Annotated in this window: 13 protein-coding genes; 7 read left to right on the top strand and 6 right to left on the bottom strand. The window is 42.3% G+C overall.

Annotation, left to right across the window (positions count from 1 at the left end):
- The first annotated feature begins 13 nt into the window (after positions 1 to 13).
- The 3 genes from AACQ81_RS05185 (at position 14) to AACQ81_RS05175 (ending at position 5,405) form a co-directional block, all read left to right on the top strand.
- On the top strand, positions 14 to 817 hold the full coding sequence (locus tag AACQ81_RS05185; RefSeq protein ID WP_237385107.1) for a cell envelope integrity protein TolA: 804 nt from the start codon (positions 14 to 16) through the stop codon (positions 815 to 817).
- Positions 818 to 880: 63 nt separating this feature from the next.
- Positions 881 to 3,031 (top strand): S9 family peptidase, encoded by a 2,151-nt coding sequence (locus tag AACQ81_RS05180; RefSeq protein ID WP_443089509.1) that lies wholly within the window; start codon positions 881 to 883, stop codon positions 3,029 to 3,031.
- Between the two features lie 121 nt (positions 3,032 to 3,152).
- A complete protein-coding gene (locus AACQ81_RS05175) occupies positions 3,153 to 5,405 on the top strand; it encodes a TonB-dependent receptor domain-containing protein (RefSeq protein ID WP_237385105.1) in 2,253 nt (750 codons plus the stop codon).
- A 61-nt stretch (positions 5,406 to 5,466) separates the two neighbouring features.
- On the opposite strand, the gene xseA is transcribed toward AACQ81_RS05175, so the two are convergent.
- Positions 5,467 to 6,834 (bottom strand): exodeoxyribonuclease VII large subunit, encoded by a 1,368-nt coding sequence (gene xseA, locus AACQ81_RS05170; RefSeq protein ID WP_237385104.1) that lies wholly within the window; start codon positions 6,832 to 6,834, stop codon positions 5,467 to 5,469.
- Positions 6,835 to 7,006: 172 nt separating this feature from the next.
- Here xseA and guaB point away from each other — a divergent pair, with 172 nt between their 5' ends.
- Together guaB and guaA are read left to right on the top strand one after the other, a co-directional pair.
- Positions 7,007 to 8,473, top strand: coding sequence for an IMP dehydrogenase (guaB, locus tag AACQ81_RS05165; RefSeq protein ID WP_237385103.1), 1,467 nt, complete (start codon positions 7,007 to 7,009; stop codon positions 8,471 to 8,473).
- A gap of 79 nt (positions 8,474 to 8,552) precedes the next feature.
- Positions 8,553 to 10,130: a glutamine-hydrolyzing GMP synthase gene (gene guaA, locus AACQ81_RS05160; RefSeq protein ID WP_237385102.1), complete on the top strand. Its 1,578-nt coding sequence runs from the start codon at positions 8,553 to 8,555 to the stop codon at positions 10,128 to 10,130.
- A 135-nt stretch (positions 10,131 to 10,265) separates the two neighbouring features.
- On the opposite strand, the gene AACQ81_RS05155 is transcribed toward guaA, so the two are convergent.
- The 4 genes from AACQ81_RS05155 to AACQ81_RS05140 all read right to left on the bottom strand — a co-directional run bounded on the left by AACQ81_RS05155 (position 10,266) and on the right by AACQ81_RS05140 (position 14,933).
- Positions 10,266 to 11,474 carry an efflux RND transporter periplasmic adaptor subunit gene (locus tag AACQ81_RS05155; protein WP_237385101.1) on the bottom strand — a complete coding sequence of 403 codons (1,209 nt, stop codon included), beginning with the start codon at positions 11,472 to 11,474 and terminating at the stop codon, positions 10,266 to 10,268.
- Between the two features lie 64 nt (positions 11,475 to 11,538).
- The gene (locus tag AACQ81_RS05150; RefSeq protein ID WP_237385100.1) at positions 11,539 to 13,002 is read right to left on the bottom strand and encodes a TolC family protein; all 1,464 of its coding nucleotides are present in this window, start codon (positions 13,000 to 13,002) and stop codon (positions 11,539 to 11,541) included.
- The gene (locus AACQ81_RS05145) at positions 12,995 to 14,203 is read right to left on the bottom strand and encodes an ABC transporter permease (RefSeq protein ID WP_237385099.1); all 1,209 of its coding nucleotides are present in this window, start codon (positions 14,201 to 14,203) and stop codon (positions 12,995 to 12,997) included. Before AACQ81_RS05145 ends, AACQ81_RS05150 begins: the two co-directional genes overlap by 8 nt.
- Complete coding sequence (locus AACQ81_RS05140) at positions 14,196 to 14,933, bottom strand: ABC transporter ATP-binding protein (RefSeq protein ID WP_237385098.1); 738 nt, start codon at positions 14,931 to 14,933, stop codon at positions 14,196 to 14,198. Before AACQ81_RS05140 ends, AACQ81_RS05145 begins: the two co-directional genes overlap by 8 nt.
- Positions 14,934 to 15,552: 619 nt before the next feature.
- Here AACQ81_RS05140 and AACQ81_RS05135 point away from each other — a divergent pair.
- Both AACQ81_RS05135 and AACQ81_RS05130 read left to right on the top strand, forming a co-directional pair.
- The gene (locus AACQ81_RS05135) at positions 15,553 to 15,828 is read left to right on the top strand and encodes a hypothetical protein (protein WP_237385097.1); all 276 of its coding nucleotides are present in this window, start codon (positions 15,553 to 15,555) and stop codon (positions 15,826 to 15,828) included.
- A gap of 306 nt (positions 15,829 to 16,134) precedes the next feature.
- Positions 16,135 to 16,422: a hypothetical protein gene (locus AACQ81_RS05130; protein WP_237385096.1), complete on the top strand. Its 288-nt coding sequence runs from the start codon at positions 16,135 to 16,137 to the stop codon at positions 16,420 to 16,422.
- Positions 16,423 to 16,539: 117 nt separating this feature from the next.
- Here AACQ81_RS05130 and AACQ81_RS05125 read toward each other — a convergent pair whose 3' ends face one another.
- Positions 16,540 to 18,918 carry a penicillin acylase family protein gene (locus AACQ81_RS05125; RefSeq protein WP_339353396.1) on the bottom strand — a complete coding sequence of 793 codons (2,379 nt, stop codon included), beginning with the start codon at positions 18,916 to 18,918 and terminating at the stop codon, positions 16,540 to 16,542.
- Positions 18,919 to 18,993 lie beyond the last annotated feature (75 nt).

The raw sequence follows: 18,993 nt of genomic DNA, 5'->3' as shown, positions 1-18,993 counted from the left end.
TGCTATTAAAGAGATGTTGACGTACAACACGTATCAAAATGCTCACACAAGCCATGTGACAAAATCCTTTCTTGCAGCGATTACACTTCACGCTTTGGTTGTAGGCTGGCTAGTCTACAAACCCGCAGATGTTGATATTGAAGAATTACTGCCTCCTCCTGCGGTTATGGTTGAACTATCAACGCAAACAGAAGCAATAAATAAAGTACAGAATCAGCCGGTTGGCGTTGAACAACAGTTATCTGTTGCCAGTAAACAGAAGGAAAGTAAGGTTGATGAAATTCACATGCCGAAACTGGATGTCAATGAGAATGCCCAGCTCTTAGTGAATAATCAAAAGAAAAAACAGAAAGAGCAAGATGCGCCGAAAAAAACACAGCCTGTGAAGAGAGTGAAAGCAAAAGAACAGGAAAGTGAAAAATCACACAGTAGCGTGGCGCCCACGACCAGTAGCGCCGCAGCAAATAATGTGACCGTCCGCACTGCGGCATCTTATGACAGTAATTCAGATACTATTGCTGATGCCACGGCGGTCTGGCAGGCAGAAGTTACCGGGCATCTTAATCGCTATAAAAGATACCCAGTAGATGCGCAGAGAAGAAAACGAACAGGACGTCCGATGGTGAGATTTACGGTTAATCGATTAGGAAGCGTGATTGACAGTGAATTGACCCGGCATTCAGGGACTAATTCACTCAACAGGGAAGCAAAAATGGTATTGGAAAGAGCACAGCCTTTGCCTGCTCCGCCTGATGTTATTTTAACTAATGGCAGGATTACGGTTGAACTGCCGATAGATTTTTCTTTGTCTCAATAAAAATACAGGATTGATGGCATGTCACAGTATGAAACGGTATTTTCATCACCTATAAAAAAGATAATGCGCAGTAGCAGTAAAAGAGCCATGATCGGCTTTTTGCTGGGAGGAAGTTTGTTGAGCAATAGTTTTGCCACTATCGCAACGGAGGAAAATATGGTGCCACCTATGGCGACAAAACAGCCGCATAAGATGGAGATCCACGGAGATACCCGCATCGATAATTACTATTGGCTGCGCGATGACAACCGTCAGGACAAAAATGTCATTAATTACTTAACGTCTGAAAATCAGTATACCAAGCAAATGCTGAAATCAGGTCAGGAGTTGCGTGAAACCCTGTATAAAGAAATGACTGACAGAATGAGTAAAGAAGATCAATCTGTTCCTTATACCTATAATGGGTATATTTATCGTACCGTTTACGAAGCCGGGAAGGATTTCCCGATTTATCAGCGTAAGCCTGCCGATAACTCATCTGACTGGCAGGTTATGGTTGATGGCAACGAGCGGGCAAAAGGCCATAAGTTTTATCAAATAGGCGGATTTGCTGTTACGTTGGATAACAAGCGCATTGCGGTGGCAGAAGATACCCAAGGGCGCCGTAATTTCCAAATCTCATTTAAGAATTTTGCCGATGCTGACTGGCAGAATAATGCCATAGAAAATACGTCCGGTAATATTTTGTGGGCCAATGATGGCAACACCCTGTTTTATGTGCGCAGAGATGTACAAACTTTATTGCCTTATCAGTTATTCCGCCATCAATATGGCACGGATACCAAGCAGGATAAAAAGGTTTATCAGGAAGAAGATGATCGTTTTTATCTGTCAATTTCGGAAAGTACTTCGCTTGATTATATTTTGATTTCGAGTTCAAGTTACTCAACTTCAGAATATCGCCTGATTGATGCTAACAATCCGCAAACAGAGCCACAAGTTTTCTCTGCCCGTCAGGCGGGACGTGAGTACGATCTCGATCATTTTCGTGGACAGTTTTATATCCGTTCTAACCATGAAAACCCACTATTTGGTTTATATCGGACAGAGGCTATCAATAGATCTTGGGAAACCGTTATTGCGCCTCAGGAAAATACGGATCTGGAAAACTTTGCGTTGTTCAACAACTGGCTGGTTTTACAAGAACGTACCAAAGGATTATCGTCAATCCGTCAGATTGATTGGAAAACTCAGCAGGAAAAACGCGTACAATTTGATGATCCGGCCTATATGGCCTCATTGAGTTATAATCCTGAGCCGGACACTAACTTATTACGTTACAGCTATTCATCCATGACAACGCCAAGTTCTGTATTCCAGTGGGATATGCAGACAGGTGAGCGTGAGCTATTGAAACAGCAGGAAGTTAAAGGCTTCAACAAAGAGAATTATGAAAGCCAGCGCATTTGGGTAAAAGCGCGTGATGGTGTGGAAGTACCTGTTTCACTGGTGTACCGCAAATCCCTGTTCAAAAAAGGTGAGAACCCGATCCTGATTTACGGTTATGGTGCTTATGGCATCAGCATGGATCCCTATTTTAGTTCTGCATTGCTGAGTTTGTTGGATCGCGGTTTTGTCTATGCGCTGGTGCATGTGCGTGGTGGTGGTGATTTAGGCAAGAATTGGTATCTGCAAGGTAAAATCGAAAACAAGATGAACAGTTTTCATGATTTTATTGATGCGACCAAGACGCTGATTGCTGATGGCTATGGTGATAGCAAGCGTGTTTATGCAGAAGGCGGCAGTGCGGGTGGTTTATTAATGGGGGCAGTCATTAATCAGGCACCAGAATTATATCGTGGCGTCATTGCGAAAGTGCCTTTTGTGGATGCACTGACAACCATGCTTGACTCATCCATTCCTCTGACTACGGGGGAATATGAAGAGTGGGGTAATCCGAATAATAAAGAAGATTACCTTCGTATTAAATCTTATAGCCCTTATGACAATATTAAACATCAGCGTTATCCACACTTGCTGGTTACAACAGGTTTGCATGATTCTCAGGTGCAATATTGGGAGCCTGCAAAATGGATAGCGAAATTAAGGGAAATGAAACAGGGTAATAGTCTTTTATTATTGGAGACGAATATGGATACCGGGCATGGTGGAAAGACTGGACGTTTTAATCGTATAAATGACATCGCTTTTGATTACAGTTTCTTATTGATGTTAGATAACGCTAAAACATATTTTCCAGAATTAAAAGATTAAAAAAAATATATTTATAACCTATGGGACTGGTAATTATTTATCAGTGCCATAGCGTTCTATTACGTAAATTTACGAAGCAATGTGAACAACAATAAATATTCTCTTATTTAGGGTAAGGTTAATGAAAATTGTAGCAAAAATAGCTGGAGCCAGCGCAGTTTTGATCGGGCTTCAGGGGATCGCTTATGCCGAAAATACGGATGACAATAAAAAAGAAAAAGTTACCCGATTCAGCAGTCTGAAAGTTTCTGGCGCTCAGGATAATAAAAATTCTCCGCATATTGAAGCAATGGAAAAACCCGGCGCTTATAGTTCTGTGGGTGAAGATAATAAACTCGAATCTATGGATAGCGTACTGCGCAGTTTGCCGGGAACTTATACTCAGATGGATGCCAGCCAAGGAACAGTAAGTGTTAATATCCGTGGGTTAAGTGGTTTTGGCCGCGTTAATATGATGGTGGATGGTGTTAGCCAGAGTTTTTATGGTATAGCACCGACTGAGTATGGACATGGGACTCAGTATAATCAGTTTGGTACTTTGATTGATCCTAATTTTATTATACGAACAGATATTGACCGTGGACAGGCTAACGATGACGGTTCAGTCAATGCGCTGGCCGGAAGTGCGAATTTCCGTACTATTGGGATTGATGATGTTATTTTCGAAGGCAATAATCTGGGCATCCGGACTAAATCAAACTATGGTACTAATGGCATCGGCAAAAATGGCATGATTGCAATTGCGGGAAAAACGCAGGCATTCAGTCCAGAAGGTTCTATTGGGGCTATGCTGGCTGTGAGTGGCCACAGTATTGATGCTCATTATAAAAATGGTATGGGTATCAGCAGTGAAGAGTTTGGTACGGATAAGACATTTAAACAGAAACCAAATTCACAACTGATGAAAGTAAATATTAAACCCAATGATTTTCATGATTTGGAGTTCTCCGGGCGTTTCTATCATAATAAATTTACTAAACGCCATATTGATAGCTATGATTATTATCTGAAATATCATTACACACCATTTAGTGAATTAATTGATACTGAGGTGCTGCTTAGTACGGGACGTGGCGATCAGATGTTGCAGATGGATTCTATACCCGGTTTAGGTAGGACTGAGTCGCATAATAAATCTAATGCTATTAATGTTAAAAACACCAGCCGATTTAATTATGCTGATACTGATTTTGCATTTACTCTTGGCAGTAAATTGATGCGCACTGAATATAAAAAGAAAACGCTCATCGGTGTTGGTGCTGATAATACAGTAAAAGAAGAAAACAATGTGTTTTCACCAGCCGGAACTCAGGATATTACCAGCATTTATAGCCGGCTCAAAATAGAACATGGTATTTATACTGCTGATTTGGGACTTAATTATTTAGATTACAGTCTTAAAGGAGTTAAGCCAGCCTGTGATCCGCGAATTTCCTGTTTCCCTCAAGGAGCTGCTCAGGTAGATTTAAAAAATCATGCTTTTAATCCGAGCATTTTATTATCAGCAGAAATTATACCTGAATTTCAGCCATTTGTGAGCTACACGCATTCAATGAGAGCGCCAAATATTCAGGAAGTATTTTATCCTGGTGGAGAAGGTAATTCTGTCAATCCTTTCCTCAAAGGCGAAATAGCAGATACTTATCAAATTGGTTTTAATAGTTATCGCCCAAATTTAATTGTTGATGGAGATACATTCCGTCTGAAAGCAACACTATTCCACACAAAGATTAAAAATTATATTAGTAGTGATCATTATATGCTCTGCGGTGAGAAGAAAATGTGTAAAATGGATGGAAACTTAACCACAGAAGAATTTGATGAGTTAAATCCGAGTGTCAGTACATATATTTATACGAATAGTTTGACTCCAGTTACGATGAAAGGTTATGAAATTGCAGCTAATTATGATGCAGGTGTATTTTATAGTTCATTAGCTTATAGTCAGCAAAAAACACGACAGCCTACCACACAGGCGGCAACTTTTATGGGAACAAGCTCTGCATCTCAGTTACCAGAAAGCTATATGACATTAGATACAGGTGTTCGTTTACTGGATGAAAAAATTCGTATTGGTGCAATTGTGAAATATACAGGTCAGTCTTACCATCAAGATCTTGAAACAGATGGTGATTCGAGTATCAGTGAGAAAATGGTAAAAGATAATAAAATACCGACCATTGTTGATTTATATACGGATTATCAAATCAATAAAAATATCTTTATTAAATTCTCAGTACAGAACGTAGCTAACAAAAACTATGCTGATGCCTTGAATCGCATGAATTCTTCAGCGAATATATCGAGTGGGGATGCTGTGGCTCAAACAGCTCGTGGCAGAACTTACGTTATGGGGGCTGAAGTTCGTTTCTAATCGAATCTAAATGGCCATATAGAAGAAATAGTGGTGAAAACTCACCGCTATTTTCCTACATCTATTGTGATGTTTTTCTCTTTCTTACTTTTGTCACCTGCGTCACCTGACTCTCAACCCAACCATCCTGTAACCGGGTTTTCAGTATCTCTCCAACTTTGATCTGCTTAACCTTTTTTAACAACTTCCCATCAGGCGCTTCACTGATACTATAGCCACGGATCAACGTCGCCAGAGGACTAACGGCTTCCATCCGTGAACAGGAAACAGCAAACTTTTCCCGATAACGCCCTAATTGCCGCTCAACAGCTTGTTTTAAACGAAAATCAAGTTGTTGGATAGATTGACTGTAATATTGGATTTCCCGTTCAGGATGAATGTGTAACAGCCGTTGATTCCACTTTTCATATGAAATTGAATTCTGTTTCAGACAACGTAATAAATTATCAATTAACTTTTGGCGTAACTCAGCCAAATGATTTTTCTGGCGTGCCAAGCGCAAATCAGGCCGTTGTTGTTGTAGCCGATGCTGCAATCCATTAAACACGCGTTGCTTTTGAGCAAAAAAGTAATCCATCGTCATTTCAAGGCGTTGTTGCAGAGATTGAATTTGCCGTAATAATTCTATCTGATTACGGCTGACTAACTCTGCTGCTGCGGAAGGTGTCGGTGCGCGTAGATCAGCGACAAAATCAGCAATGGTCACATCAGTTTCATGCCCGACAGCACTGACAATGGGAATACGGCTTTGAAATATTGCCCGTGCTACGTGCTCATCATTAAAGCACCATAAATCTTCCAGCGAACCACCGCCACGTCCAACAATCAATACATCACACTCTTGCCGGGTATTCGCCAGTTCAATTGCCCGAATAATCTGCAATGGTGCTTCTGCACCCTGAACAGCGGTAGGGTAAATGATAATCGGCAAGGAAGGATCACGGCGCTTCAAGATATTCAGAATGTCGTGCAATGCTGCGCCGCTGGCAGAAGTAATCACACCAAGGCGTTTTGCAGGTGAGGGCAGAGTTTTTTTATGGAACTGTTCAAATAATCCCTCTGCGGAGAGTTTCTGTTTCAATGCTTCAAATTGTTGTTGTAGCAGCCCATCACCGGCAGGTTGGATACTTTCCACAATCAGTTGATAATCACCCCGGGGTTCATACAGGGTGATTTGTGCCCGAACCAACACTTGTTGACCATTTTGTGGGCGAAAAGTTGCCCTCAGATTTTGATTTCGGAACATGGCAGCACGAATTTGTGCACGTTCATCCTTTAATGTGAAGTACCAGTGTCCTGATGATGGCTGAGAAAAATTGGACATTTCGGCAGAAATCCAGATTCTGCCCATTTCCATCTCCAATAGTTGACGAACCGTCTGATTCAGGCGGCTAACAGAAAAGATCCCGGTATTGGTTGGTAGCGACATGTGATCCAGATCAAATTTTAAAGCAAGGGCTTAATTAAACGATATTAATCACCTCTCAGGACTAATCAAGAATTTTTTTCAAAAAATGCTGGAGGCAACCGATTTCGGCCTGTATAATGCCGCGGCAATATTTTATCCCTCTTATTGCCCATTGCTTGGTGAGATATTGCCCATGTTACGAATTAAAAAAGAAGCATTAACTTTCGACGATGTTTTGTTGGTACCTGCCCATTCTACAGTCCTGCCTAACACAGCAGATCTGTCCACTCAATTAACTTCTGTTATTCGCCTAAACGTTCCTATGCTTTCTGCTGCTATGGATACCGTAACGGAATCTTCACTAGCAATCGCACTGGCACAGGAAGGGGGCATTGGCTTCATTCATAAAAATATGTCAATCGAGCGTCAGGCTGAAGAAGTCAGCCGCGTGAAGAAGCACGAAAGTGGTGTTGTTACCGATCCTGTTACTGTAACGCTACAAACGACTCTGCGTGAAGTCCACGAACTGACTGAACGAAATGGTTTTGCTGGTTATCCGGTTGTGACCGAAGCGAATGAGCTGGTCGGTATTATTACTGGTCGTGATGTGCGTTTCGTGACCGATCTGGATCAGCCGGTCACTGCGGTAATGACCCCGAAGGAACGTCTGGTAACGGTAAAAGAAGGCGAAGCCCGTGAAGTTGTTTTGCAAAAAATGCATGAACAACGTGTTGAGAAAGCGCTGGTTGTTGATGATAATTTCCATCTGCTTGGCATGATTACGGTAAAAGATTTCCAAAAAGCAGAACGTAAGCCAAATGCATGTAAAGATGAGCAAGGTCGTTTGCGTGTTGGTGCTGCGGTTGGAGCAGGTGCTGGCAACGAAGAGCGTGTTGATGCATTGGTTGCTGCGGGTGTAGATGTACTGCTGATCGATTCTTCTCACGGTCATTCTGAAGGTGTTTTGCAGCGTATTCGTGAAACCCGTGCTAAGTACCCTGATTTACAAATCATCGGTGGTAACGTAGCGACCGGCGAAGGTGCTAAGGCACTGATGGAAGCGGGCGTTAACGCAGTAAAAGTAGGTATTGGTCCAGGTTCTATCTGTACAACCCGTATCGTAACTGGTGTAGGTGTTCCTCAAATCACTGCGATTGCAGATGCGGTTGAAGCACTGGAAGGTACGGGTATTCCAGTGATTGCGGATGGTGGCATCCGTTTCTCCGGTGATATCGCCAAAGCGATTGCTGCGGGTGCGGCGTGTGTCATGGTCGGTTCAATGCTGGCAGGCACAGAAGAATCTCCGGGTGAAATCGAATTGTACCAAGGCCGTTCGTTCAAATCTTATCGCGGTATGGGTTCTCTGGGTGCGATGTCCAAAGGCTCATCTGACCGTTATTTCCAGACCGATAACGCAGCAGACAAACTGGTTCCAGAAGGTATCGAAGGTCGTGTTGCTTACAAGGGTCTACTGAAAAGCATCGTTCACCAACAAATGGGTGGATTGCGTTCCTGTATGGGACTGACTGGTTGTGCAACCATTGATGAACTGAGAACTAAAGCAGAATTTGTTCGTATCAGTGGTGCTGGGATTCAGGAAAGCCACGTTCATGACGTGACTATTACCAAAGAATCACCAAACTATCGTCTGGGACTGTAATTTATTTAGAGTGGCTCGCAAGTCGGGCCACTGACTTTTTTATCTTTTAATTGCCACTTGTTTTGGGAATTCACCTCAAATGACAACTAATATCCATCAGCATCGTATTCTGATCCTTGACTTTGGTTCGCAATATACACAGCTTATTGCCCGCCGTATTCGTGAAATTGGTGTTTATTGTGAACTTTGGACATGGAATGTCACTGAAGAGCAAATCCGCGAATTTAATCCGAACGGTATTATCCTTTCTGGTGGCCCTGAGAGTACAACTGAAAACAATAGTCCTCGTGCACCGGAATATGTTTTCAACGCAGGTGTACCAGTATTAGGTATCTGTTATGGCATGCAAACTATGTCCATGCAATTGGGTGGCCAAGTTTTCTGTTCTAATGAGCGTGAATTCGGTTATGCTCAAGTTGAGATCAGAAATAACTGTGAATTATTCCGCGATATTCAAGATACGCTGAGCGAAGATGGCAAGCCTTTGTTAGATGTATGGATGAGTCATGGTGATAAAGTGACAGCTATCCCTGCTGATTTTACAACAATTGCCAGCACTGAAACTTGCCCATTCGCTATAATGGCCAACGATGAAAAACGTTTTTACGGTGTTCAATTCCACCCAGAAGTGACACACACTCATCAGGGACAAAATATTCTTAAACGCTTCGTGCTGGATATCTGTCAATGTGAAGCGCTGTGGACCCCCGCTTCTATTATTGATGATGTCGTAGAGCGTCTGCGTGCGCAGATTGGTGATGACCAAGTTATTCTGGCGCTGTCTGGTGGTGTCGATTCCTCTGTTACTGCATTGTTGCTGAACCGTGCGATTGGTAAGCGCTTGACCTGTGTCTTCGTGGATAACGGTTTATTGCGTCTGAATGAAGCAGATCAGGTCATGGAGATGTTTGAAGGTAAATTTGACCTGAATATCATCCATGTTAAAGCGGAAGATCGCTTCCTGTCCGCACTGGCGGGCATTGATGAGCCAGAAGCTAAACGTAAAGCTATCGGCCACGTCTTTATTGATGTATTTGATGAAGAAGCATCAAAACAAACTCAGGTTAATTGGCTGGCACAGGGCACGATTTATCCAGACGTGATCGAATCTGCTGCATCTGCAACCGGTAATGCTCATGTCATTAAATCTCACCACAATGTGGGCGGACTGCCGAAAGATATGAAACTGGGTCTGGTTGAACCGCTGAAAGAGCTGTTCAAAGACGAAGTTCGTCGTATCGGTCTGGAGCTGGGTCTGCCATATGACATGCTGTATCGTCATCCATTCCCGGGACCGGGTCTTGGTGTTCGCGTATTGGGCGAAGTGAAGAAAGAGTATTGTGACCTGCTGCGCCGTGCGGATGCTATCTTCATTGAAGAACTGCATAAAGCGGATTTATACAATAAAGTCAGCCAAGCATTTACGGTATTCCTGCCAGTCCGTTCTGTAGGTGTTATGGGCGATGGCCGTAAATACGACTGGGTTGTTTCCCTGCGTGCGGTAGAAACAATCGACTTTATGACTGCTCATTGGGCACATCTGCCATATGATTTCTTGGGCCGTGTATCGAACAGAATTATCAATGAAGTCGATGGTATTTCGCGGGTGGTCTATGACATCAGCGGTAAACCGCCGGCAACAATTGAGTGGGAATGATCTAAAGCCTTCCCAAGCCTCACCAAATCATCATGACTTTCTAATTAAGGCCCTGTATTCAGGGTCTTTTCATCTCCATACCGTTATTTTGAACGAGTTTGTCAGCAGCCTGAGTCCCTTCATTCGGGGTTATTTTCATTGAGGCAACGCAATAAACCCTGCTTCCAGTCCGTGGATCTCCACGCCTTCCGGCATAGCCTCTCCGACAGTTACCAGCCGGTACACTGCCTGATGTTTTAAATTTGGGCGCCAGATTACTGATAACTGCCCGTCGCTATCACGAGTTATTGTTTTTTCTGGTACAACAAACCCTTGTTCATTGCAATAAATAACAATATTGACTTTGGCACTCATACCGGACCTGATGGGATAATTCCGATTCATGGATGAAGTCACTTTAATCACAACATCATAATAAATCGCCGATCCGGGTTTATCGTTATTGGCGCTTTGCATGGCAATGGTTTCAATTTCTCCATCCAGAGGGTGATCAGAAAAGCCCTCTCCGCTGATTTTGACTGACTGCCTCTCTTTGAGTTTGGCAAGATCTGCTTCTTCAACTTGTGCCAATACCTGATACTGTGTTGTATCCATAATTTCCAGTAAAGGTGTTCCTTCGGTAACCCGAACACCGGTCTGAATCGTTAAGGACTTCCCTTTTTCTCCCTGCGTTGCCCTGAGTACGACACCTGAAAATGGGGCTTTGATTTCTTTGTGAGAGTATTGTTCCTGTAGTGCCTGGTAACGGCTTGTCGCATTCTGAAGTTCCATCTCTGCAACACGTACGTTATTAACACTCCCTTTTTGTCGGGTAGAGACCAGATCGTCCTGTGCTGATGCGAACTCTGTGAGCTGCCGACGAAGTTGTTGCTCAAGGGTTTCCACTTCCATTCGCGGAACGATGCCCCGTGAAAAAAGTGCCTGTGTTTTGGCGAGATTATTTTTTAATTCCATCACCATATGGTTCGCATTTTCGACGTTCCTTCTGGCTCGGATAACTTCCTGACTGTTTTCCCAGTCATGTAATTGGTCAACAACTGATGATGCCTTAATCATATCGGCCTGCGCCTGCCGAAGTTCGATATCAATTTTTCGGGTATCAAGCATTACTAATGTCTGACCCGCATTCACCCGCTGCCCTTCTTTAACCAGAACCTGCTTGATAATACCCTCAAATGGCGCAGGTATGGTTTCAAGGCGTCTGGATTGCAGTTTGCCGACTAAGCCCAGTTGTTTTTCTATAAGTCCGGGGTTGACTTCAATCCATTGCACTGATTGTTGATCTGAGGATTTTCCTGAGAACACTTGCCCTGCGGAAAAAAAGGCTAAAAAACAAATTGTCATAACAAATATGCCAGCTATAACCCATCGATAACGTTTAATCATTGAACATGTCAGTATTAAATGTTTATTCATTAATCGTTATTTCCCAGCTTTCCAGCGTTGTGCCCAGAATTTGATCCAGCTCAGCCTGCGCATTGAGATACTGGATAAGTGTATTCAAGCGGGCATTTTCGGCATTTCTTAGGTCGGTTTCAAAACTCAGTACCTGAAAGTTGCTGGATCGTCCTGCCTGTAATTTTTCCTGTTCAATGTCGAGTTTCTTTTGAGAAAGTGAACTGGCTTTTATCGCTAACTGATATTCCTGCCAGCGGGATTCGGTATCTCGGATGGCATTAATGACTTTCTGTTCCAGATGTATTCTGGCCTCTTCCAGATGTAATGCCTGCTTCTGAACATCAACTCTGGCCTGAACTTCCGCTTGTTTCTGTATCATATCCCCGATTGGGATCTCCAGCTGCATACCCACATAATTTTCCCAGTTGCGGGTGTCAGAAGAGGATGAACGATAATGGGACGTTCCTCCAACCAGTGACAAATCCCAGAGTCGGTTATCCCGGGCCTGCAATAGTTGAATATCTTCGGTTTTTGCGGAAAGTAGCTGGATAAGATAAACCGGTTGTTGAGCCTGCGCTTTTTTTATGGATTGTTCAACGTTCAGACTGACATGAGTGCCTTTAAGCGTATCGGCTGCATGGATAGGCGTTTTGAGATTCAGGGCGAGTAACTTAAGTAATGCCAGTTTTGTGGTATGCACATTATTTTCAGCCTCTTTCGCTGAAAGTTCTTGCATGGCGAGATCAGCTAGAGTTTGTATGATATCTGTTTGGGCCATTCTGCCGGCATCAATCAGTTCCTTATTTGTCTCCACTAATTTTTGCATACGTTTAAGGGAAGCGACAGACAATGCCTGTTGTTCCTGAGCGCGGAGTAACGAATGATAGGCCAGAATGATTTGTGTGATTGAATCGGAAATCGTTGCTTTTAGATTCAGTCGGTTGGTCTGTTCCCGGAGTTTTGCCAATAAGGCCGGGGCATTATTAACATCGGTTCCAGCTCCCCGCAAAAGAGGCTGGATTACCGTAATACTTGCACCATCATTGTGAAAATTGTTTATCCCCGATTTATTGTTTTCACGTGCCCATGAAAGCGTGAAACGTGTTCCCAACGGAGTCAGTAATGTGGCCTTAGGGGAAAGGTTGGCTTTCCTGAAACTCGCATCCTGATTTTTACCCGTAATATAACGTCCGCTTAGCTGTAGTTTGGGTGTAAACCTGTCTTTTGCCACCCGCAAATCGAATTTCTGTGCAATGCGATCCAGATAAACACTGCGAATTGCATAGTTGTTTCTTAAACCCAACGAGATCGCGTCACTTAATGACAGGTCTATTACTTTTCCTGAGGTTTCCCGATGCAGGCTATGATCAGATTCTGATGAAGTTGATTGTTTCTGTTCAGGCGCAGAAATTCCTGTTTGGGGAAAACAGAAGAACAGAGTCAGGAAACTATAAAAGAAATATTTTTTAATCATCACGTAATGCCTGTACGGGTTCCATTTGTGAGGCTTTATGTGCGGGATAAACGCCGGAGATAAGTCCCGCCACAATTGAACTCCCGATCCCTAAAGGAATAGATAAGGGAGCCAGAGAAAATGACCAGCCGGAATACAGAACAAAAAGGAAAGAAACGATGACACCAACCAATGCCCCAATAATTGCGCCTGCAAAAGTCAGTGCAGCAGTTTCATACAAAAACAGATGTCGTATATCCTGAATTCTTGCGCCTAAGGCCATACGCAATCCGATTTCTTTGCGTCGGGCTGTGATGTTCATCAGCATGACATTGGAAATGGCAATGCCGCCGGTAAGTAATGAAATGCCTGCTAATCCTATCAACATAAAAGAAAAGGTTCTGCTTTGCTCTGTCTGTCCTTGCAGTAGCTGCTGAGCAATCCGAACTTCAATTTCAACCGTTGGGAACTTATTCTTAAAAAATGCCAATAAGTTCTTTGCATCGGTTTCTGTAGTGGAGGTTGTTATCGTGCGGGAAATAATGCCATTCAGATTAGTACTGGATGATATTTTACGCATAGTATCAATAGGAACAACAATTACCGAATCCAGAGAAAAAGGAAAAATAGGGTTTTGCCCTTTTACGTCGAAAATACCAATCACTGTGTATAAATAATTACCAAGCTGAATCTGCCTGCCAAGTATTCGGGATGCATCCCCTTTACCGAGGGTAACGGCTATTTCATTGCCAATAACCAGATAAGGAGAGCGCTGGTCATAATCAGAAATAAATCGGCCATGACGAATTTGCAATCGCATGACTTCTTCAAGTTCTGCGGAAGAACCTATCACGATAAATGTTTTTGTTTCCCCGTTATAGCGCACAGGAGAAGAGTAATAGATCCACGGGGCTGCTGAAGACAAACCGGGAACAGCCGTTTTCAAGTCATTCACTTTAATTGATTCAGCATCAACCCCATTATGATAGGAATAAAAATTTGTTGTAATGACATTGATATCAAGCCCGCTGAACATCTTTAATGCAGCAAGAGTGGCGTTATGCCCGGTATTCACAAAAGCCACAACAGATGCACAGCCAATAGCAATACCTGATAAAGCAAGCAGAGTATTTCTCCCTGTTGCCATTAAATTACGCCAGGCTTCTCTCCACATCATTAATGCCGACATGCCATAGCTGCCGAACTGACTCTTATCATACATGAACTGCCACACCTCTGGTTTCATGCAACTGACCGTCAACCATGAGTAATTCACGCTGCATATGGTTTGCAACCATAGAATCATGGGTTATTACGACCAGCGTCATCGAATTGTCTGTGTGAAGGGATGAAAGCAGCCACAAAATTTCTTCTGCCGTTTGTTGATCAAGATTTCCGGTGGGTTCATCCGCCAGCAGTAATGAAGGTTCTCCGACTAATGCCCTGGCGAGTGCCACCCGCTGCCGCTGACCGCCGGATAGATCTGCCGGAAAATGCATGGCACGGTGTGAAAGCCCCACCAAATGTAGTTTTTCTCTGGCAATTTTATGGGCAAGTGAGGCCGAAATACCGCGGTAAAGAAGCGGCAGAGCGACATTTTCTGTTGCTGTCATTCCGGCCAATAAATGAAAACTTTGAAAAACAAAACCAATTTCTTTATTGCGCATTCTGGCCCGAAGTTCAGCATTGGCTGTTGACATATCAACGCCGCAAAGAAAATATTCCCCGGAAGTGGGTTTATCCAGCAGACCGAGAATATTCAGTAATGTACTTTTACCCGAACCCGATGTGCCAACAATCGCGCAACTCTGGCCGGCGAAAATCTGTGCTGTGATACCGTTCAGAATTGGTATTGGGTTCTTTGCACCATGTTGATAAATCCGGGTCAGTTGCTGCATATTGATAACAGGTGATATCAATGATGTTGGCTGAATAGAATTTACAGGAGCCATTATGTTTTATAGTATCCTACACTTTAATATCTATACCCTTCATCTTTCAAATTGCCTCTTTGTTGGCTACGCTTACTCACCCCAGTCACATAGTTATCTATACCCGTCGTCTTTCAAGTTGCAGCTTTGTTGGCTGCGCTCACTCACCCCAGTCACATAGTTAGCTATGCTCCTGGGGGTTCATTCCTTTGCCGTCGTGCTGCATCTTGAAATCCATTGGGTATATGCTCCTGAGGATTTTCTCCGTTGCCGCCGCGATGCGCCTTGAAATCCATTGGGTATACATTGATATTTATCAAAATAACAGAATTCTGATAACAATAAGAAATTAGCAGTTAGATAATAATTAATGCACTTGACTGTATATTATTTAATTCAATAAGGTCTTAATTATAAATAAATTATTTTCACTATGTGAATAATAGAAATGTCACTACCTATTATAAATTATAATAATCTAAATTAGTTTTCTAATCCAGAATGAGTGTATGATCGGTTTCTAAATTTTAAAATTGCAACATCGATAGATGATAATTTATATTTACGTGCGTTATCAAAAATAACTTTATAAGTAATATATTTAAGTTTTAAATTCTAAAATTATGACAGGAGAATGTTTATGTTCAATAAATTATTGACAGTTGGAGCATTGGCCGCGGGTGTTTTATTTGCAGGGACTGCATCGGCAAACGTAGATATTCCCTGGAATAACTGCTATTCTTCTTCTATAGAATATCACAATGATTTATATACTAAATATCTTGTTAAAGATGGTATTGTTTTTCTCGATGTGCGTAATGAAGATGGCATCAAATGGCATTTAAAAGGCTTTAAAAAATTATATTCCTGTGGAATGAGTGTTTATGTTGGTAAATATGAAGGCATAAAGTCATAGGAAAATCACACCGAAAGCTACATTATCCCTGGCTTTCAGTAAGTTAATAAACCTCGTTAAAACAACGGGGTTTTTAGCTTTATGATGCGAATCCAAGATGGATAATAATATTTAATTATTGTTCTGTCCTGTCATTATTTTATAATTCCAGCCAAACTTTCAATATATAAAATATATACCTTTTACAAATTTTGAAATGGTAAAAATATCTTGGGATGATTTACATTTAGCGCATCTTATCAAATATGCTTTGATAAGTGATAATTTTAAATAGAAAGTTTAGATAATGTTAAGGGGAATTTTTTTATGTTTAAGAAATTATTCGTAGGCGGAGCATTGGCAACAGGAATTGCATTAACTGGAGCCGTTGCAACTGCATCAGTAAATACAGATTCTAACTACTGTTATAGTTCTGGGCGAACCCACACCGGACTAAATGGTACGGTGTGGGTTGTATACGAAGTTCGCCCTAATTACATTTTTGATAGTGTATTCACTGACGGAAATATTCAATATCACTTACAGGGTGTTAAACCGGTAGCTCGTCATTGTGGTAAAGGATATATCGCTTACTACGAAGGTAATAAAATATAAAATCCTATGATGAGCCTCTTTTTAAAGGCTTTAATATCAAGAAATAGGTAGTTTTCTGTTCTGTCAGTGGCACCTCTTTTGCTGTAGTAACTTTTGAATTTTATTTAACATGGAATATCAATCCGTTAAAATCAGAAGACTATAATTTGGATCTGAGACAATTTCTGATTCTGTAAAGGGTAAATGTAACCATTGTTTAGTCTTATAGAAACGGGTGGAGTCACTATAATGCGGCGAAGCAGGATCATCTGACAATGAGGTTAATAATAAAGTATAAGCCTCTACTTTATTATTTGGAAAACCAACAAGCTGTAAGTAGCTGTTGCCAAAGGTATTGAGTTTTGTATCGTCGATCTTTTTTACACAGGCAATGGTGAAATACCCGATTTCATCACAGCCACCATATAAAGGAACACGATTCTTTCCTCGTGATAAATATAAATAGTCACCCCGTTGTGCATTCAGTGATAATCCGTGCTGATTTAAATCCAGCACAGTCGCTCCCAGTGCTTGTCGAAGTGTTTCTGTTACATCATCATGGAGTTTACGCGGTGTATTTAATGGATCGTTTTTGTCAAAGGGAATGGCAAATAAAATGTGATCCGGTAAATCCAGCAGACGATCCCAAACACCATCCCAAATATGTGATCCTCGCGCGGTGATATGACCACTATTATCCCAAGCCTTTAGAATATGGCAGGCTGTGGTTACATTAACCCGTTTCGGAGAGGAATAGGTTATGTCATTCAGAGGATCATGTTGTACATCAACCAGTGGTGAATGACAGGCTTTTTCTAACAGTTGGGCTTTGAATAATTCAGCAGTCAAAACACGGCTGTTTAAAACCATTTTCTGAAGTATCTCAGTGTTGATGAATTTCCCCGGGTACTGATCACGGCCTTGCAAACGTTCCTGTACCATTATATGACCTAAACGTGTACGCATACTGACAGGGGTATTACCATCGGAACCAAAGATGGCCGGGTAACCTGTCAAGGGAGATTGAGGATTGGTAAGCCAATAACTGTCGTTCATATTGGCAACATAATCAGTGCGCAATAAGTTGGGCATTCGCGCCGGCCCTACAGCACCGATTTGGGCTGAATCAGGGTCACTCTGCCAATCACAGAAACTGCGTGAACCGTCAAAAAATGGGATAGCTGGATCCAATTGCGCAGCTAAGATTTGGCGTGATTTAGTGGTACACATTTTCACTTGTTCTGGAGAAACATTAGGGACAGCCCCCATATCTGCATACCAGACCTGATCATTGCCACGACCAACAGCGACGGTATTCACCCAAGGCATAGCCACTTCTTGTTGTTGGATAGCAATAAATTCGTCAAGAGAACGGGCTTGACCCCAGCGTACCCAATTTCGCCATGAGCGAAAATTTTCTTGATTGATATCGCGGACTGCAAATGCTTTTTCTGTGTCCCAACTTAGTGGGGAAAGATTCACCAGTGGCCCATATTCTGATTTATACAATGTGCGAGTAACCGGAGTCAAAGAGCCAGAATCTTGTTTAACCTGAACTGTGATGGTGTTGGCTTGCATTTTTATTTTTTTGCCATCACGGAGATAACTTAATGGATCATCAGGTGCCAGACTGAGTTCATAAAACCCCGTGTGGGCAGCTACCGAATTGGTGTGGCTCCATGCAATATTATCGTTAAAACCAATCTGGATAATGGGAATACCTAAAAACGATGCTCCACTGACATTAATTTCACCCGGGATTGTGAATTGAGCCTGATAAAAACGGTCTGGGCCAAACCAAAACCAATGTGGATTGCCAAACAATAGAGGGGAATCTGAATGGGTGGCTTGTGTTCCAAATCCATAAGCATTACTGCCAACGCCTTTGCTTGCCAAACTGTTCAAACTAAATGTAGCTATTGATAGGGGTGATTCAGCGGTTGAACTATCTGTATTTGATAATGCCGCAGGAGGTTGGGCACTGACAATGTTAGTTAACATACGGGTATACCCCTCCGCGAATAAGACCGCATACATACGCCGGTAAATATCCTGCTCACTGATTGGCTGGATCCAGATCTGATTGCGGCAAGCCTGATGTGCCGTGTTATGAAGGGATAATTCGTGCAGGTATCGGTTATAACCCGCCGTGAAGCCGGAAACAAGTTGTTTGACTTTTTCAGGTTGGGCTTGAATCATACGTTGTAACATATCTTCTGAAAGAATATGGCGGTGATAAAAATCAGAATCCAGATTTTTCACTCTATCTGTTACCCCTTCATAAACCAGTGTGGCTTGTCCGCCAAAATAGCGGGAGCGTTCGCCACGATAAGTCAGAAAGGAATCTGCCATAGTACAGAGGTTGTCCTGTGCCTGAACATAACCATAGCCGTAACCTAATCCAAGCCAATTTTTAGCTTTAATATGTGGAATGCCTAAACTAGTGCGGCGTATTTCTGCATATTTATCCAAATGACCTTGAGCTTGTGTCGTAGGAGCATGATGAAGACAGCCCACCAATAAACTCGAGCTAAAAATGAAGGTAAACATTTTAAGGTAGGATTTTATTTTTATCTTTCCAAGTATCATGTT

Source organism: Xenorhabdus sp. Sc-CR9 (assembly GCF_963897815.1).
GTDB lineage: Bacteria > Pseudomonadota > Gammaproteobacteria > Enterobacterales > Enterobacteriaceae > Xenorhabdus.
This window is presented reverse-complemented; position numbering and strand designations above follow the sequence as displayed.

What these genes read in the sequence shown, in the direction of transcription:
- AACQ81_RS05185 (WP_237385107.1), top strand. Translation starts at nt 14, where the DNA reads ATGTTGACGTACAACACGTATCAAAATGCTCACACAAGCCATGTGACA.
- AACQ81_RS05180 (WP_443089509.1), top strand. Translation starts at nt 881, where the DNA reads ATGCGCAGTAGCAGTAAAAGAGCCATGATCGGCTTTTTGCTGGGAGGA.
- AACQ81_RS05175 (WP_237385105.1), top strand. Translation starts at nt 3,153, where the DNA reads ATGAAAATTGTAGCAAAAATAGCTGGAGCCAGCGCAGTTTTGATCGGG.
- xseA (WP_237385104.1), bottom strand. Translation starts at nt 6,834, where the DNA reads ATGTCGCTACCAACCAATACCGGGATCTTTTCTGTTAGCCGCCTGAAT.
- guaB (WP_237385103.1), top strand. Translation starts at nt 7,007, where the DNA reads ATGTTACGAATTAAAAAAGAAGCATTAACTTTCGACGATGTTTTGTTG.
- guaA (WP_237385102.1), top strand. Translation starts at nt 8,553, where the DNA reads ATGACAACTAATATCCATCAGCATCGTATTCTGATCCTTGACTTTGGT.
- AACQ81_RS05155 (WP_237385101.1), bottom strand. Translation starts at nt 11,474, where the DNA reads ATGACAATTTGTTTTTTAGCCTTTTTTTCCGCAGGGCAAGTGTTCTCA.
- AACQ81_RS05150 (WP_237385100.1), bottom strand. Translation starts at nt 13,002, where the DNA reads ATGATTAAAAAATATTTCTTTTATAGTTTCCTGACTCTGTTCTTCTGT.
- AACQ81_RS05145 (WP_237385099.1), bottom strand. Translation starts at nt 14,203, where the DNA reads ATGTATGATAAGAGTCAGTTCGGCAGCTATGGCATGTCGGCATTAATG.
- AACQ81_RS05140 (WP_237385098.1), bottom strand. Translation starts at nt 14,933, where the DNA reads ATGGCTCCTGTAAATTCTATTCAGCCAACATCATTGATATCACCTGTT.
- AACQ81_RS05135 (WP_237385097.1), top strand. Translation starts at nt 15,553, where the DNA reads ATGTTCAATAAATTATTGACAGTTGGAGCATTGGCCGCGGGTGTTTTA.
- AACQ81_RS05130 (WP_237385096.1), top strand. Translation starts at nt 16,135, where the DNA reads ATGTTTAAGAAATTATTCGTAGGCGGAGCATTGGCAACAGGAATTGCA.